Here is a 14,425-nt window from a genome sequence, read left to right as displayed (position 1 = left end):
TGAACGGACTGTTCGTCCGATCTCGTTGGTCGAACGGTCCGTTGACTCGTGTCGGTGTGGGGTGAACGGACTGTTCGTCCGATCTCGTTGGTCGAACGGTCCGTTGACTCGTGTCGGTGTGGGGTGAACGGACTGTTCGTCCCATCTGGTTGGTCGAACGGTCCGTTGACTCCGATCGCGCCGGTGTTGATCTCGGTCCGCCAACGATGCCCCGTTCGTGTTGTCGAGGTGGCCGTCGCTCGGCACAGTGACGGGCACTCGGAGATCGGAGGCACACGATGGTGCGAGCACGACCCGTTCGGATCACCCTCGCGGCGGTCACCTCCTGCGCGCTGATCACTCCGATGGCGCACGCCGCCCCCGTCCCGCCGCCCAAGGCGCCGGAGGCGATCGGCTACGGCGGCGCCGTCTCCAGCGTCGATCCGGACGCCACCCGCGCCGGCATCGAGGTCCTCCGGGCGGGCGGCACCGCGGCCGACGCCGCCGTCGCGGTCGCCGCGGCGCTCGGCGTCACCGAGCCCTACTCGGCGGGCATCGGGGGCGGCGGCTACTTCGTGCACTACGACGCGGGCACCGGCGAGGTCTCCACCCTCGACGGCCGCGAGACCGCGCCCGCCTCCGCGCACCCCGAGATGTTCCTGGAGGACGGCGAGCCGATCCCCGCCGCGGAGGCCATCACCAGCGGACTCGGCGTCGGCGTGCCCGGCACCCCCGCCACCTGGGAGCAGGCGCTGCGGCGGTGGGGGAACGAGGACCTGGGCGAGGTGCTGCGCCCCGCCGAACGCCTCGCCCGGGACGGCTTCGTCGTCGACGACACCTTCCGGGAGCAGACCGCCGCCAACCAGGAGCGCTTCAGCGCGTTCCCCGCGACTCGGGACCTGTTCCTGCCCGGCGGTGCGCCGCCCGCCACCGGCAGCACGTTCCGCAACCCGGACCTCGCCGCGACCTACCGCACCCTCGCCGCCGAGGGCCTCGACCCGCTGTACCGCGGTGAGATCGGCGCCGACGTGGTCGAAGCCGTGCGGAACCCGCCGGTCGACCCGGCGGCCGGGCGCACCGTGCGGCCCGGCGGCATGACCGCCGACGACCTGCGCGATTACCGGATCGAGGAGCGCGACCCGACGCACGTGACCTACCGGGGGCTCGACGTGTACGGGATGCCGCCGTCGGCCTCCGGCGGCACCACCGTCGGCGAGGCGCTGAACATCCTCGAAGGCACCGACCTGGGCGCGCTGGACGAGGCGCAGTACCTGCACCGCTTCCTGGAGGCGAGCAAGCTCGGCTTCGCCGACCGGAACCGCTGGGTCGCCGATCCCGCGTTCGGCGACGTGCCCACCGCGGAGCTCACCGGCCAGGAGTTCGCCGACTCCCGCGCCTGCCTGATCACCCCGGACGCGGTCCTGCCCGCCCCGGTCGCCGCCGCCGACCCGGGCGACCCCGCGCCCTGCGCGCCCCGACCGCCCGAACGCGGCGGCACCCCCTACGAGGGCCCGAACACCACGCACCTCACCGTCGCCGACGCCCGCGGGGACGTGGTGTCCTACACGCTGACCATCGAGCAGACCGGCGGCAGCGGCATCACCGTGCCCGGGCGCGGGTTCCTGCTCAACAACGAGCTCACCGACTTCTCGTCCACCCCGGCCGTGCCCGGCGAACCCGACCCGAACCTGCCGGAACCCGGCAAGCGGCCGCGCAGCTCCATCAGCCCCACCGTGGTGCTGCGCGACGGGGAACCGGTGCTGGCGGTGGGCAGCCCCGGCGGCGCCACCATCATCACCACGGTGCTGCAGGTGCTGACCGGGCGCATCGACCGCGGCCTGCCGCTGGTGGAGGCGATCGCCCGGCCGCGCGCCTCGCAGCGCAACGCGCCGAGCACCGAGGCCGAAGCGGCCTTCCTGGCGCTGCCCGAAGCGGAGAAGTTGCGCGCCCTCGGGCACGAGCTCGACCCGTCCGCGGAGATCGGGGCCGCGACCGGTGTGGAACGGCTGCCCGACGGGCGCTGGCTCGCCGCCGCCGAACCGGCGCGCCGCGGCGGGGGAGCGGCCGAGGTGGTGCTGCCCGCCCCCTGACCCGGCCAGGTCGAGCGGGAGCACCGCCGACGCCGCGGCGCGCGGGCCGCCGGTGGGCTCCGGGCGCGGACGTCGCCGGTGCGGCGGTCGCCGCAGGAGGAATCGATCCCGCGGCGAGGAGGCCGCCGCGCGGGACGGCCACGGAGGCGGGGCGGGCGAGGACGAGCGCCCGGTCGGGCGGCGCGAGGGCGACGACTAGACTCGCCGGGTCCCCCCGCCGAGCCCGAACCGGGAGCCCGCGTGACCGTCCAGCCCGTCCGACTCTTCGGCGACCCCGTCCTGCGGACCCGCGCCGACGAGGTCGTGGACTTCGACAAGGAACTGCACGGCCTCGTGCGCGACCTGTGGGACACCATGCACGAGCAGGGCGGGGCCGGGCTGGCCGCGCCGCAGCTCGGCGTCGGGCTGCGCGTGTTCACCTACCGCTGCGACGGCTTCGAGGGCCACCTGATCAACCCGGGCTGGGAGGTCGTCGGCGAGGAGATGCAGGACGGCCCCGAAGGCTGCCTGTCCATCCCCGGCATGCGCTGGGACTGCCTGCGGCACAAGCGCGTCGTCGCCCGCGGCTGGAACATGCACGGCGACCCGGTGGAGATCGAGGGCACGGACCTGCTGGCCCGCTGCATCCAGCACGAGACCGACCACCTGGACGGGGTCCTGTTCGTGGACCGGCTCGACGCCGAGACCCGCAAGCGCGCGCTGCGCGAGATCCGGCAGGCCGACTGGTTCGACGGGCAGGTGCCGGTCGTCAAGGAGAGCCCGCACCCGCTGTTCGGGAAGCGCTGAGCATGCGGATCGTCTTCGCCGGGACGCCCGAGCCCGCCGTGCCCGCGCTGCGCGCGCTCCTGGACTCCGAGCGGCACGAGGTCGCCGCCGTGATCACCCGGCCGGACGCCCGCGCGGGCCGCGGCCGCAAGGTGCTGCGCTCCCCGGTGGGCGCGCTCGCCGACGAGCACGGCGTCGAAGTGCTCACCCCCGCCCGCGCCACCGACCCGGACTTCCTGGCACGGCTGGCCGAACTCGAACCGGACTGCTGCCCGGTCGTCGCCTACGGGGCGCTGCTGCGGCAGCAGGCCCTCGACATCCCGCGGCACGGCTGGGTGAACCTGCACTTCTCGCTGCTGCCCGCGTGGCGCGGCGCGGCGCCCGTGCAGTCCGCGATCCGGCACGGCGACGAGATCACCGGTGCCGCCACCTTCCACCTGGTCCCCGAGCTGGACGCCGGGCCGGTGTACGGCGTGGTCACCGAAGCGGTGCGCGACACCGACACGGCGGGCGCGCTGCTGGACCGGCTGTCGATCTCCGGCGCCGACCTGCTGGTCGCCACCCTCGACGGCATCGAGGACGGCACCCTGCGGGCCAGGCCGCAGCCCGCCGAAGGCGTCAGCTACGCGCCGAAGGTCACCCCGGAGGACGCCAAGGCCGACTTCGCCGCGCCCGCGCTCGCCGTGGACCGCCTGATCCGCTCCGTGACCCCCGACCCGGGGGCGTGGGCCTGGTTCCGCGACGAGCGGTTCAAGCTCGGGCCCGTCACCCGCACCGAGGAGACCGGGCTCGCACCCGGCGAGATCGACGTGCAGCGCCGCCGGGTGCTCGTCGGCACCGCCACCGAAGCGGTGCAGCTCGGCGAAGTGCAAGCCCAGGGCAAGAAGCGGATGGCGGCCACCGACTGGGCGCGCGGAACCCGCATCGAGCAAGGAGAACGCCTGCAGTGAACGACGACCGCCCCCGCCGTCCGTCCCGGCCGCGCGGCAGCCGCCCGCCGCAGCGCGGCAAGAACCCGGCTCGGCCGCCGGCGCAGGACCCGGCGCGGATGGCCGCGCTGGACACGCTGCGCGCCGTGCGCGAACGCGACGCCTACGCGAACCTGACGCTGCCCGGCCTGCTGCGGCAGCGCAAGATCAGCGGGCGGGACGCGGGCCTGGCCACCGAGCTCGCCTACGGCGCCTGCCGGGCCAGGGGACTGCTCGACGCGGTGATCGCCGACTGCAGCGGCCGCGAGGTGTCCGAAGTGGACCCGATCACGCTGGACGCGCTGCGGCTCGGCGTGTACCAGTTGCTGCGCACCAGGATTCCGGCCCACGCCGCCGTGTCCTCCACAGTGGACATCGTGCGCGGTGAGGTCGGTTCGAAGCTCGCCGGATTCGCCAACGCCGTGATGCGCCGCGCGGGCGAACGCGACGAACAGCAGTGGATCGAACGGCTCGCCCCCGACCGCGCCACCGACCCCGTCGGCCACCTCGCGCTGCGCCACGCGCACCCGCGCTGGATCGCGCAGGCCTTCGCCGACGCGCTCGGCGACACCGGCGACGAACTCGCCGCCGCGCTCGCCGCCGACGACGCCCGGCCCGCCGTGCACCTCGTCGCCCGGCCCGGCGAGATCAGCGCCGAAGAGCTCGCCGCCATCACCGGCGGCGACGAAGCGCCCTACTCGCCCTACGGCGTGCACCTCGAAGCGGGCGCCGGCGACCCCGGCGACCTCGAACCCGTCCGCGAGGGCTTCGCCGCCGTGCAGGACGAAGGCAGCCAGCTCACCGCGCTCGCCGTCACCCGGCCCGAGGTCACCGGCGGCGACACCCGCTGGCTCGACCTGTGCGCCGGACCCGGCGGCAAGGCCGGGCTGCTCGGCGCCCTCATCACCCTCGACGGCGGCACCCTCGACGCCGTCGAGCAGTCCGAGCACCGCGCCGAACTCATCCGCAAGGTCACCCGCGACCTCGCCGTCACCGTGCACGTCACCGACGGCCGCGAACCCGGGCTCGAACCCGGCTACGACCGGGTGCTCGTCGACGCGCCCTGCACCGGGCTCGGCGCGCTGCGCCGCCGACCCGAAGCGCGCTGGCGGCGGCAGCCGTCCGACGTCGCCGAACTCGCCAAGCTGCAGCGCTCGCTGCTGCTGTCCGCCGTCGGCCTCGCCCGCTCCGGCGCCGTCGTGGCCTACGTCGTGTGCTCCCCGCACCTGTCCGAGACCGAGGGCGTCATCTCCGACGTGGTCCGGCGCAGCGGGGCGGAACTCCTCGACGCGCGCGAGGCGTTCCCCGGCGTGCCCGACCTCGGGGACGGGCCGACCGTCCAGCTGTGGCCCCACAAACACGGCACCGACGCGATGTTCTGCGCGTTGCTGCGGGTGTCCTGACGTACTCCTGCTGCTCGGGGAGTGGGTGGGGAACCTCAGCGGTTCCCTCGCTGCGGGATCTTTTTCACAGGTGGCTCCGCCACATGCGAAAAAGCTGTCCTCGCGAGGGAACCGCTGAGAACCCGCTGGTGTTTCCGTTGCTCGGGTGGTCGGCAGCTCAGCGGCTTCGCCGCTGACAGGATCAACTGATCAACTGATTCTGCGGCCCTCAGGCCGCTTCGCGGTGGGCGGTCGGGCGGAGGTGCGGTGGGCCTTGCGGGGCTCGGGGAGTGCTGGAGGTGTCGTCCGCCGCGTGCGGGCCGTCGGCTGCGGTGCGGTCCGCGTCCGCCGGGCCACCGCCGCCGGTGCGGTGCACCGCGAACAGCAGGCCCAGGCCGACCAGCAGCAGCGCGTGCGAGGCCACCCGCTCCACCGTCGCCGCCCCGATCACCAGGTCGTGCACCGAGAAACCGGCCAGCGCCGCCACGAACGCGCTCAGCACCGGCAGCACCCCCGCCGCCGTGCGATCGTGCCACGCCGCCCACAGCAACCCCACGCCCAGCGCCAGGTTCCAGGCGGTGCTCTCGTTGAACAGGTGCGCCGCCATGCCCGGCCCGCCGTGCGCCGCGTGCCCGTGCATGCCGATCAGCCCCGACAGCTGACCGAGCGCGAGCAGGATCTGCGCCACCGCGGTCAGCGCCAACGCCCCGCGCAGCACCCCGCGCGTGCGGCGCGGACGTTCCGCCGCCGCCAGCACCGCCCCCGCCAAGTCCGGGGTGGGCGCCACCGCCCGCACCCGCAGGTTCCGGGTCAGCGCCCCCGCCTCGGCCTGGAAGGCCCGGCAGGCCGCGCACGTCTCCAGGTGGGCGTCGACCTCGGATTCCGGAGCCTCCGGGAGCTCCCCGTCCAGCAAGGCCGACACCGAGGTCCGGCATCGTTCGCAGTTCACGGTCAGATTGTCGGCCGAGCAGGGGGAGGAGTTCCCGGCGGGGCTTCGACTAGTCTCGACCACCGTGACGCACTCGGAGGCCGAAGACACCCGTGTGACCGAGCTCGCGCTGGCCGCCGGGAAAGGTGACCGCCGCGCCCTCGAAGAACTCGTCCGGGCCACCCAGCGCGACGTCTGGCGGTTCCTCGCGCACCTCGCGGGCGTGCCCGCGGCCGACGACCTCGCGCAAGAGACCTACCTGCGGGCGATGCGGGCCGTGCGCACCTTCCGCGGCTCGTCCTCCGCGCGCACCTGGCTGCTGGCCATCGCGCGCCGCGTCGTCGTCGACCAGATCCGCTCCGAACGCGCCCGGCCGCGCACCGTCACCTCCGATTGGGCGCAGGCGGCCGAGAGCGGTGGCCGCACCGGACGCGGCTTCGAAGAACTCGTCGAAGTCGGCGTGCTGCTCGACGGGCTCGACCCGGACCGGCGGGAAGCGCTCGTGCTCACCCAGGTCCTCGGGCTGACCTACCTGGAGGCCGCCGAGGTCAGCGGCTGCGAGCTCGGCACGGTCCGCTCGCGGGTCGCCCGCGCCCGCGAAGACCTCCTCACCCGCTCCCGCGGGCAGGACACCGGTACCGGCTGAGGGAACATCCCGGGACCGTCCCCGGTTGTGCGGGAAGATCCATCGACCAGCAGCGGAGGACGAGATGCCAGGCACACCGGTAGAGGTGCACCGCACCGGCGAGCACACCTTCACCGCCACCAACGGCCGCGGCGGGCAGGTCACCATCGGCCGCGACGGCGCCCCCGACGCGTTCACCCCCGGTGAGCTGCTGCTCGCCGCCATCGCCGGGTGCTCCGCCGTCACCAGCGAGAACCTGCTGGTGCGCCGCGCGGGTGCGGACGCCGACATCGCGGTGCACGCCGACCGGGACAAGACCGACGCCGACCCGAACAAGTTCTCCGAGGTGCGGGTCCGCTTCGACGTGGACCTGAGCTCCGTCGCCGGCGCCGACCGGGCGAAGCTGCTCGACGCGGTGGAACGCGCCATCGAGCGGTACTGCACCGTCTCCCGCTCGGTCCAGGAGAGCACTCCTATTTCGTTGGAGCTGCCTCGGTGACGGTGGTGGTCGGCTGGCGGAACCTCAGCGCCCTCCTCGCTGCGGGATCGTTTTCACCGGTGGCTCCGCCACAGGAGAAAACGCTGTCCTCGCGAGGAGGGCGCTGAGAACCCGCGGGTGGTCCCGTTGATCGGGTGGTCGGCGGCTCATCGGCTTCGCCGCTGACAGGAAACGGCGGAGACCCGCCAGGCAGGTTCGAAGACGGTCAACGAGGTTCCTCCACCCCAGCACTGGGCAGCAGGGGCGGCCGCTCAGGTGCCGATGGCTTGGTCTTCGGCGGCGAGGGGGCAGGCGACGTCGGCGACGTTGCGTTCGAGCCGTTCCAGGACGTCGAGGGCCGCGTGCTGCTCGGCGCCGGTGAGTTCACCGCAGGTGGCGCGTTCCAGTTCCTCCCACATCCGCTCCACCCGGTCGCGCAGCGCGAGCCCGGCGGCGGTGGGTTCGACGAGCACCGCGCGGCGGTCCTGCTCGCTGCGGGTGCGGCGCACGAAACCAGCGCGCTCCAGCCGCTGCACGGTGCGGGTCATGGTCGCGGAGTCGGAACCGAGCACGGTGATCAGGTCGGTCTGCCGCTGCGCGCCGGTGTCCCACAGGTGCATCAGCAGCTGTTCCTGCCCGGGGTGCAGCCCGCAGCGGCGCAGCAGCTGACCGGCGAGCATCCGGTGCGCCCGGGCGAGCCGGAAGATCGCGTAGCTGAGCGGCCCCGCGTCGGAGCACGGCGGCGCTGCTGCGGGTTCCGCGCGGTGCGAGTCCACCGGTTCCCCCTTCTTCCGGTCACCTGATCGGTCAGTCAATCGAACTGCTCACCTTAACTCGCCGACGCACTCGTGCACGGGTGATTGTGACGAGCACTGCACATTCTCCCACGCAGGAAGCTTCCGGCGCATTTACCTGTTCGGACAGGTAACTTCGTCCGCAACCCGGGAGTGATCCGCATGAGCACCGCATTCGACCCGCTGGACCTGGCCGGAACCCGCCTGCGCAACCGCATCGCGATGGCCCCCATGACGCGCAGCCGCGCCGCGGGGACCCTGCCCGACGAGACCACCACCACCTACTACCGGCAGCGCGCCACCGCCGGGCTGATCATCACCGAGGGCGTGCATCCCTCCGAACTCGGCCAGGGCTACCCGAACACCGCCGGCCTGCACAGCGAGGCGCAGGTCGCCGCGTGGCGGGAGGTCACCGACGCGGTGCACGCCGAGGGCGGTGCGATCTTCGCCCAGCTGATGCACGCCGGCCGCATCAGCCACCCCGACGTGCTGCCCCCGGGCAGGCTCCCGGTCGCACCGTCCGCGGTCCGCGCCGCCGGGCAGATCTTCACCGCCACCGGCATGCAGGACATGGTGACGCCGGAGGAGCTCACCGAGGACGGCATCGCCGAGGTCGTCGCCGAGTTCGCCACCGCCGCCCGCAACGCGGTCGAGGCCGGGTTCGACGGCGTGGAGCTGCACGGCGCCAACGGCTACCTGCTGCACCAGTTCCTGGCCGAGGCCACGAACCTGCGCACCGACGGCTGGGGCGGCTCGGTCGAGGGCCGGATCCGGCTCGTCGTCGAGGTCGCCCGGGCCGCGGCGGCGGAGATCGGCGGCCGCCGCGTCGGGCTGCGGCTGTCCCCGGGGACCGGCACGAACGACACCGCCGAGCACTCGGTGGACGAGACCTACTCGGCGCTGGTGGACGCGATCAACCCGATCGGCCTCGCCTACCTGCACGTGCTGGAGAGCGAGGACCGGGAGCTGACACTGCGGCTGCGGGACCGGTACGACGGCGCGTTCCTGCTCAACCCGCACACCCCGGGCCGCCCGACCGGCCCGGAAGACCTGGCGCTGGTGGCGGACGGGACGGCGGACGCGCTGACCTTCGGCTCGCTGTTCCTCGCGAACCCGGACCTGCCCGCGCGGCTGGCCGCGGGCGGACCGTTCAACACCCCGGACGTGGCGACCTTCTACGGCGGCGGCGAACAGGGCTACACCGATTACCCCGCGCTGGCGGCCTGATCCGAGAGGAGTGTCCACGATGGACGGAAACGCGGTCACGGCCGAGTGGGCCGAGCGGTTCAACTCCCCCGTCATCGAGGAGTTCCGCGCGAACGGCGGGAAGGTCGGCGGCGATTTCGCAGGCATGCCGATCCTGCTGCTGCACAGCACGGGTGCGCGCAGCGGCGCGACCCGCACCAATCCGATGGTGTACCTGGAGCACGCGGGCGGCTACCTCGTGTTCGCCTCCAAGGCCGGGGCGGACACCCACCCCGCCTGGTACCACAACCTGAAGGCGAACCCGGATGCCGAGATCGAGGTCGGCACCGAGCGGCTGCGGGTCCGGGCCGCGGAGCTCACCGGCGCCGAGCGGGCGGAGCGGTTCGCCGAGGCGGTCGCGGCGTTCCCGGTCATGGCCGAGCACCAGCGCGGGACCGGCCGGGTCATCCCGGTCGTGGCGCTGAGCCCCGTCGAGGGCTGAGCCGCGGAGGTGGGCGCCCTCCGCGCGATCGGGGGGCGGAGGGACGTCCACCGCCGCGGCGCGATCGGGGCCGGACGGCTGTTCCCCGGCGGGCGCCCGGGTGTGTCCTGGTTCACGGGAGTGCGGTGTTGAGCATGCCGCTGCGGCCGGGTGTCTGCTGATCGCAGCAGAGATCACCGCACCGCACCCACTCTGGAGGAACCCGTGACGAGGTACCGCGCGGCCGCCGGCGCCGCCTCCGCGCTCGCCGCAGCACTCGCCCTGACCGGCGCCGCCGCTTCCGCGGCGGGCACCGCCGAGGTCGCCACCGCCGACGAACCCGTGACCCACGAGCAGAACGACCGCGTCCCCGAAGGCGCGGCCTGGACGCAGCACTACTTCCCGTCCGCGGACGACTCCGGCACCGAGCTGCACGCCGACGTGCTGCTGCCGGAAGGGCTCGCGCCGGGCGAGCAGGTGCCGGTGATCCTCTCCGCCGGGCCGTACTTCGGGCACTCCGGCCAGCTCACCGACGAGGGTTTCGAGCACACCGGACCCTCGAACCGCTTCGACGAGTTCATCGAGGGCACCGACCTGTTCGAGCGCGGCTACGCGTTCGTGCGGGTCGACACACGCGGGTTCGGCGGCTCGACCGGCTGCCTCGACTACGCGGGCCCCGGCGAGCAGGCGGACGTCCGGGCGGCCATCGACTGGGCGGCGAACATGCCGTGGTCCACCGGATCCGTCGGCATGTACGGCAAGTCCTACGACGCGATCACCGGTTTGATCGGCGTCGGCCTCGACCCGGACGCGCTGAAGGCCGTCATCGCGCAGGAACCGATCTGGGACCCGTACCGCAACACCCACTCCAACGGGGTGCCGCGGACGACGGCGGTCAACGTGGCCGGCACCTACAACGGGCTGGCGGCGCTGCCGCAGCTGCCCGACGACGACCCGCACTACCGGGCGAACTCCGAGTACGAGCAGGCGCACCCGGAGTGCCTCATCGACAACCAGGCCGGCTACCTGAACGGCAACCCGGATTCCGAGCACTGGCGGGCACGGGACCTGCCGGAGCTCGCGAAGGGCACCGACACCCCGCTGTTCCTCACCCAGGGCCTGCTGGAGTGGAACACCGAACCGGAGGCGATGCAGGAGTTCCTGGACGACCACGAGGGTCCGGAGCGCGGGTGGATCGGGCCGTGGGACCACGTCCGCGGCGACGAGCGGACCGCGGACGGGCGGCTGGCGATGGGCCGGGAAGGCTGGTTCGAGGAGGCCATGTCCTTCTACGACGAGCACCTCAAGGGCATCGCCCCGCCGGTCCGGTACCCGGCGTTCGCCGTGCAGGACGGCAGCGGGGCCTGGCGCGGGCAGGACAGCTGGCCGATGCCCGACCGCTCCGCGCGGGTCGAGCTCTCCGGCGGGTCCTACGTGGACGACGGCGGCGACGACGGGCCCACCGGCGGCATCGTCGAACGCTCCGAGCCGGTCGCGCGGGACACCCGGATCACCGGGACGCCGCGCATCTCGCTGGAGGCCGAGGGCCGCGGGAACGTGATGGTGCAGCTGCACGACGTCGCGCCGGACGGCACGGCGGTCATGTTCGACGAGCAGGTCGCGGTGCTGCGCTCCGGCACCACCGAGTTCGACCTCAAGTCGACCGACTGGACGCTGCCCGCCGGGCACTCGCTGGCCGTGGAGATCGGCACGGTCGAACCCGGCGGCGTCCAGACCCCGTTCCGCGACTGGATCGACGCGCCCTCGCGGGAGACCGTGCAGGTGCGCGGCGCCCGGCTCGACCTCGCGCTGGACGATCCGGCCGACGACGTGGCGCAGCCCGGCGCGCGGGCGCCGTACCTGGACACCTACCTCGCGATGTTCACCGCACCCCTGCCGCCGGCCGACCCGACGTTCACCCTGCCCTGATCCCGGCCGACCGGCGGTCCCGCTCCACGACGGGGCGGGACCGCCGGGCGTCCGCATAGCGGGAAGGCCGCAACGCCACCCGCACCCCGCCCCCTCGACCGCGCGCCGGCCGGGGGTTCCCGAGTTTCCTCCGGGCGCCCGAGTTCCCTATCGTGATCATGATGTCCGCGGCGGCGGACGCGGACACCCACCGCGCACGGAGAGGAACCCGCCCAGTGGAGGGGAACGAGATCACCGCGACCGTCGCGGCCCGGTACAACGCACCCGTGATCGCGGAGTTCCGCGCCAACGCGGGCGTGGTGGGCGGAGCCTTCGCCGGGGCCGCACTGCTGCTGCTGACCAGCACCGGCGCCCGCACCGGCCGCGCGCACGTCACCCCGTTGGCCTACCTGGAGGAGGACGGCCGGTACCTGGTGTTCGCCTCGAAAGCGGGGGCCGACGTGCACCCCGACTGGTACTTCAACCTGCGCGCGAACCCGGACGCCCGCATCGAGGTGGGCCCCGACGTGCTGGACGTCCGCGCCCGGGAGATCACCGGCGTGCTGCGGGACGTCAAGTTCGCGCAGCTGACGGCCCTGTTCCCCTACTTCGCCGGATACCAGGCGAAGACGGAGCGCGTGTTCCCGGTCCTGTCGCTCGCCCCGCGCTGACCTTCCATCCACAGTGGACCTATCGGTCGGCGCGGAACCTCCGCGCGCCGATCGGGGAGCTCGCGCGGCGGTACCGCGTGCGGCCCGCGCCTGCTGCAATCGAGGCACGGCTCGGGAAAGAGCTCCGCATGCCGCAACCGCTCGCCGGACGATCCGCACTGGTGACAGGTGCCTCCCGCGGCATCGGTGCCGCCATCGCCCGCCGCCTCGCCGCCGACGGCGCGGCCGTCGCGCTCACCCACTCCGACTCGGCGGCGGCCGCGGAGCAGGTGGCCGCCGAGATCACGGTCTCCGGCGGGCGCGCGCTGGTGCTGCGCTCCGACGCCGGTGACCCCGAACAGGTCCGGGCCGCCGTCACCGCCACCGTCGCGGAGTTCGGCGGGCTGGACGTCCTGGTCAACAACGCCGGAACGGTCCGGACCGGGCACCTGGACGAGCTGTCGCTGGCCGACTTCGACCGCGCGCTCGCGGTGAACGTGCGCGGGCCGTTCGTCGCCATCCAGGAGGCGTCGAAGCACCTGCCCGCGGGCGGGCGGATCATCAACGTCGGGACCTCGCTGGCCGACCACCTGCCGTTCCCGGGCAAGCTCGCCTACGTCACGAGCAAGACCGCCCTGGCCGGGCTCACCCGCGGCGCGGCCCGCGACCTGGCCCCGCGCGGGATCACCGTGAACGACGTGCAGCCCGGCGCCGTCGACACCGCGATGAACCCGGCCGCCGGACCGCGCGCGGAGGGCCTGCGGTCCGCCACCCCGCTGGGCCGGTACGGCACCCCGGAGGAGATCGCGAGCATCGTCGCCCACCTGGCGAGCCCGGACGCCGCGTTCGTCACCGGAGCCACCCTCAACGCGGACGGCGGCTTCGCCACCTGACCGCCCGCGAGCTCCGGCGGCGGAACGTCAGCGGTCGAAGGCGCCGCGGCGGGTGCGGGCGGTGAACGAGGCCCACTCGGCGGTCGTGAACAGCAGGACCGGGCTTCCCGCGCCGAGCTTGGAATCCCGGACACCGACCCGATCCGCGCCCGAACCGACTTCGACGCACCCGTTCGCAGCGTGGCTGCGGGTGGACTTCCGCCAGTCGGCGATGCGGTCGGTCATGCGTGTTCCTCCAGCACTCGTGCGATCAGTTCTCGGGAATCGGACGGCTTCAGCGCTTTGACCTTCAACTGGTCGAAGGCCGTTCGGAACGGCGCCACAGCACCGGGTTCTTCGTAGTAGAGCACCTCGATGCGGTTCTCCACGTACGCGGTTCCGAGCTCGTGGTCGAACTCCGGCGGATAGCTCAGCAGCATGAACGCACCGTCCACGCCGGTGAGCAGACCGGCCGCGAAGGGCAGCACCCGGATCTCCACGTTCGGCTCGTCGTGCCACTCCAACAGGGCGGCCAGCTGCTCGGTGTGCACCGCGCGACCGCCGTTGAGGTGGTGGAGGCACGCCTCGCTGAGGACGGCGTGCACCACGGGCGTTCTCCCGTTACCGAGCACTTCCTGCTGCCGGGCCATCCGGAGCTCGACGCGGCGTTCCCGATCCTTCTTGCGCAGCTTCGGCGCACCGCCCTGCATGATCGCGTCCGCGTACGCCCGGGTCTGGAACAGTCCGGGCACCACGTGCGTGTCCCAGCTCTCGATCTTCTCGGCCATGATCTCGATGCCGAGGAAGAGCTTGAGGTAGTCGGGCAGCGCTTCCTCCGAATCGAACCGGACCCACCAGTCGGTGCTCTTGCGGCTGCGGTCCCGCAGCGAGAGGAAGAAGTCGATCCGGTCCGGCACCCCGTAGAACCGGAGCAGGGTTTCGAGTTCCAGGGGTTTCGGCATGCGGCGGCCGACTTCGAAGTGGCCGATGTTCTGGATGCTGCCGCGGATCGCCTTGGCCGCTTCGGCCCTGGAGGCCCCCTTGCGCTCCCGGAGCCGTGCCAGCTCCCCGGCGATCCAGCGCTTCAGCGCCGTCGGACTCGTGCTCACCCGCTGCCCTTCTCCTGTCGTGGCGTTAGGAGTGTGCCCGGACTGCGCCACCAACATCATCACCCGATCAGGGATCTAGTTCGGAGCGGGCCGCAAAAGTAGCGTGCTCCACATCGGTGCCCGAGTCCGGTGATCACCGCCGCACCGGGCGGAAGAGCGGTTCTCCCCCCCCCCCCCCCCCCCCCCCCGGTGCCGCCGGACCGCCCCGCCG

The 14,425-nt window shown here is 73.4% G+C and carries 15 protein-coding genes; 11 read left to right on the top strand and 4 right to left on the bottom strand.

Annotated features, from left to right (window positions below; genetic code table 11):
• Nucleotides 1-278: 278 nt before the first annotated feature.
• The 4 genes from ggt to LCD35_RS28115 all read left to right on the top strand — a co-directional run bounded on the left by ggt (nt 279) and on the right by LCD35_RS28115 (nt 5,205).
• The gene (ggt, locus tag LCD35_RS28130) at nt 279-2,069 is read left to right on the top strand and encodes a gamma-glutamyltransferase (RefSeq protein WP_225045208.1); all 1,791 of its coding nucleotides are present in this window, start codon (nt 279-281) and stop codon (nt 2,067-2,069) included.
• A 240-nt stretch (nt 2,070-2,309) separates the two neighbouring features.
• Nucleotides 2,310-2,855 (top strand): peptide deformylase, encoded by a 546-nt coding sequence (gene def, locus LCD35_RS28125; protein ID WP_224962695.1) that lies wholly within the window; start codon nt 2,310-2,312, stop codon nt 2,853-2,855.
• A 2-nt stretch (nt 2,856-2,857) separates the two neighbouring features.
• Nucleotides 2,858-3,784 (top strand): methionyl-tRNA formyltransferase, encoded by a 927-nt coding sequence (gene fmt / locus LCD35_RS28120; RefSeq protein WP_224962693.1) that lies wholly within the window; start codon nt 2,858-2,860, stop codon nt 3,782-3,784.
• Nucleotides 3,781-5,205: an RsmB/NOP family class I SAM-dependent RNA methyltransferase gene (locus tag LCD35_RS28115; protein WP_224962691.1), complete on the top strand. Its 1,425-nt coding sequence runs from the start codon at nt 3,781-3,783 to the stop codon at nt 5,203-5,205. The genes fmt and LCD35_RS28115 overlap by 4 nt, the downstream gene beginning before the upstream one ends.
• A gap of 208 nt (nt 5,206-5,413) precedes the next feature.
• Here the strand turns inward: LCD35_RS28115 and LCD35_RS30350 are convergent, their stop codons facing one another.
• Nucleotides 5,414-6,133 (bottom strand): zf-HC2 domain-containing protein, encoded by a 720-nt coding sequence (locus LCD35_RS30350; protein ID WP_308011335.1) that lies wholly within the window; start codon nt 6,131-6,133, stop codon nt 5,414-5,416.
• 64 nt (nt 6,134-6,197) lie between these two features.
• On the opposite strand from LCD35_RS30350, the gene LCD35_RS28105 reads away from it, so the two are divergent.
• Together LCD35_RS28105 and LCD35_RS28100 are read left to right on the top strand one after the other, a co-directional pair.
• Nucleotides 6,198-6,758: a sigma-70 family RNA polymerase sigma factor gene (locus LCD35_RS28105; protein WP_224969078.1), complete on the top strand. Its 561-nt coding sequence runs from the start codon at nt 6,198-6,200 to the stop codon at nt 6,756-6,758.
• Nucleotides 6,759-6,822: 64 nt separating this feature from the next.
• On the top strand, nt 6,823-7,236 hold the full coding sequence (locus LCD35_RS28100; protein WP_224962687.1) for an OsmC family protein: 414 nt from the start codon (nt 6,823-6,825) through the stop codon (nt 7,234-7,236).
• Nucleotides 7,237-7,487: 251 nt separating this feature from the next.
• On the opposite strand, the gene LCD35_RS28095 is transcribed toward LCD35_RS28100, so the two are convergent.
• Complete coding sequence (locus tag LCD35_RS28095) at nt 7,488-8,030, bottom strand: MarR family winged helix-turn-helix transcriptional regulator (protein ID WP_224962061.1); 543 nt, start codon at nt 8,028-8,030, stop codon at nt 7,488-7,490.
• 141 nt (nt 8,031-8,171) lie between these two features.
• Here LCD35_RS28095 and LCD35_RS28090 point away from each other — a divergent pair, with 141 nt between their 5' ends.
• From LCD35_RS28090 to LCD35_RS28070, 5 genes are all read left to right on the top strand, one after another.
• Nucleotides 8,172-9,236 carry an alkene reductase gene (locus LCD35_RS28090; protein WP_224962059.1) on the top strand — a complete coding sequence of 355 codons (1,065 nt, stop codon included), beginning with the start codon at nt 8,172-8,174 and terminating at the stop codon, nt 9,234-9,236.
• A 19-nt stretch (nt 9,237-9,255) separates the two neighbouring features.
• Nucleotides 9,256-9,696: a nitroreductase family deazaflavin-dependent oxidoreductase gene (locus LCD35_RS28085; protein WP_224962058.1), complete on the top strand. Its 441-nt coding sequence runs from the start codon at nt 9,256-9,258 to the stop codon at nt 9,694-9,696.
• Between the two features lie 204 nt (nt 9,697-9,900).
• On the top strand, nt 9,901-11,604 hold the full coding sequence (locus tag LCD35_RS28080; protein ID WP_224968854.1) for a CocE/NonD family hydrolase: 1,704 nt from the start codon (nt 9,901-9,903) through the stop codon (nt 11,602-11,604).
• A 215-nt stretch (nt 11,605-11,819) separates the two neighbouring features.
• Nucleotides 11,820-12,254, top strand: coding sequence for a nitroreductase/quinone reductase family protein (locus LCD35_RS28075; RefSeq protein WP_224962053.1), 435 nt, complete (start codon nt 11,820-11,822; stop codon nt 12,252-12,254).
• Between the two features lie 128 nt (nt 12,255-12,382).
• Complete coding sequence (locus LCD35_RS28070; RefSeq protein WP_224962051.1) at nt 12,383-13,126, top strand: 3-oxoacyl-ACP reductase family protein; 744 nt, start codon at nt 12,383-12,385, stop codon at nt 13,124-13,126.
• 27 nt (nt 13,127-13,153) lie between these two features.
• Here the strand turns inward: LCD35_RS28070 and LCD35_RS28065 are convergent, their stop codons facing one another.
• Together LCD35_RS28065 and LCD35_RS28060 are read right to left on the bottom strand one after the other, a co-directional pair.
• Nucleotides 13,154-13,351, bottom strand: a complete 198-nt coding sequence (locus LCD35_RS28065) for a DUF397 domain-containing protein (protein WP_224962049.1) — start codon at nt 13,349-13,351, stop codon at nt 13,154-13,156.
• Nucleotides 13,348-14,214 carry a helix-turn-helix transcriptional regulator gene (locus LCD35_RS28060; RefSeq protein WP_224962047.1) on the bottom strand — a complete coding sequence of 289 codons (867 nt, stop codon included), beginning with the start codon at nt 14,212-14,214 and terminating at the stop codon, nt 13,348-13,350. Before LCD35_RS28060 ends, LCD35_RS28065 begins: the two co-directional genes overlap by 4 nt.
• Nucleotides 14,215-14,425 lie beyond the last annotated feature (211 nt).

Source organism: Saccharopolyspora sp. 6V, assembly GCF_020176785.1.
Classification (GTDB): domain Bacteria; phylum Actinomycetota; class Actinomycetes; order Mycobacteriales; family Pseudonocardiaceae; genus Saccharopolyspora_C; species Saccharopolyspora_C gregorii.
This window is presented reverse-complemented; position numbering and strand designations above follow the sequence as displayed.

Excerpts from the sequence above, each read along its gene's own strand:
- ggt (WP_225045208.1), top strand. The coding sequence starts at position 279 with ATGGTGCGAGCACGACCCGTTCGGATCACCCTCGCGGCGGTCACCTCC.
- fmt (WP_224962693.1), top strand. The coding sequence starts at position 2,858 with ATGCGGATCGTCTTCGCCGGGACGCCCGAGCCCGCCGTGCCCGCGCTG.
- LCD35_RS28100 (WP_224962687.1), top strand. The coding sequence starts at position 6,823 with ATGCCAGGCACACCGGTAGAGGTGCACCGCACCGGCGAGCACACCTTC.
- LCD35_RS28090 (WP_224962059.1), top strand. The coding sequence starts at position 8,172 with ATGAGCACCGCATTCGACCCGCTGGACCTGGCCGGAACCCGCCTGCGC.
- LCD35_RS28085 (WP_224962058.1), top strand. The coding sequence starts at position 9,256 with ATGGACGGAAACGCGGTCACGGCCGAGTGGGCCGAGCGGTTCAACTCC.
- LCD35_RS28070 (WP_224962051.1), top strand. The coding sequence starts at position 12,383 with ATGCCGCAACCGCTCGCCGGACGATCCGCACTGGTGACAGGTGCCTCC.
- LCD35_RS28065 (WP_224962049.1), bottom strand. The coding sequence starts at position 13,351 with ATGACCGACCGCATCGCCGACTGGCGGAAGTCCACCCGCAGCCACGCT.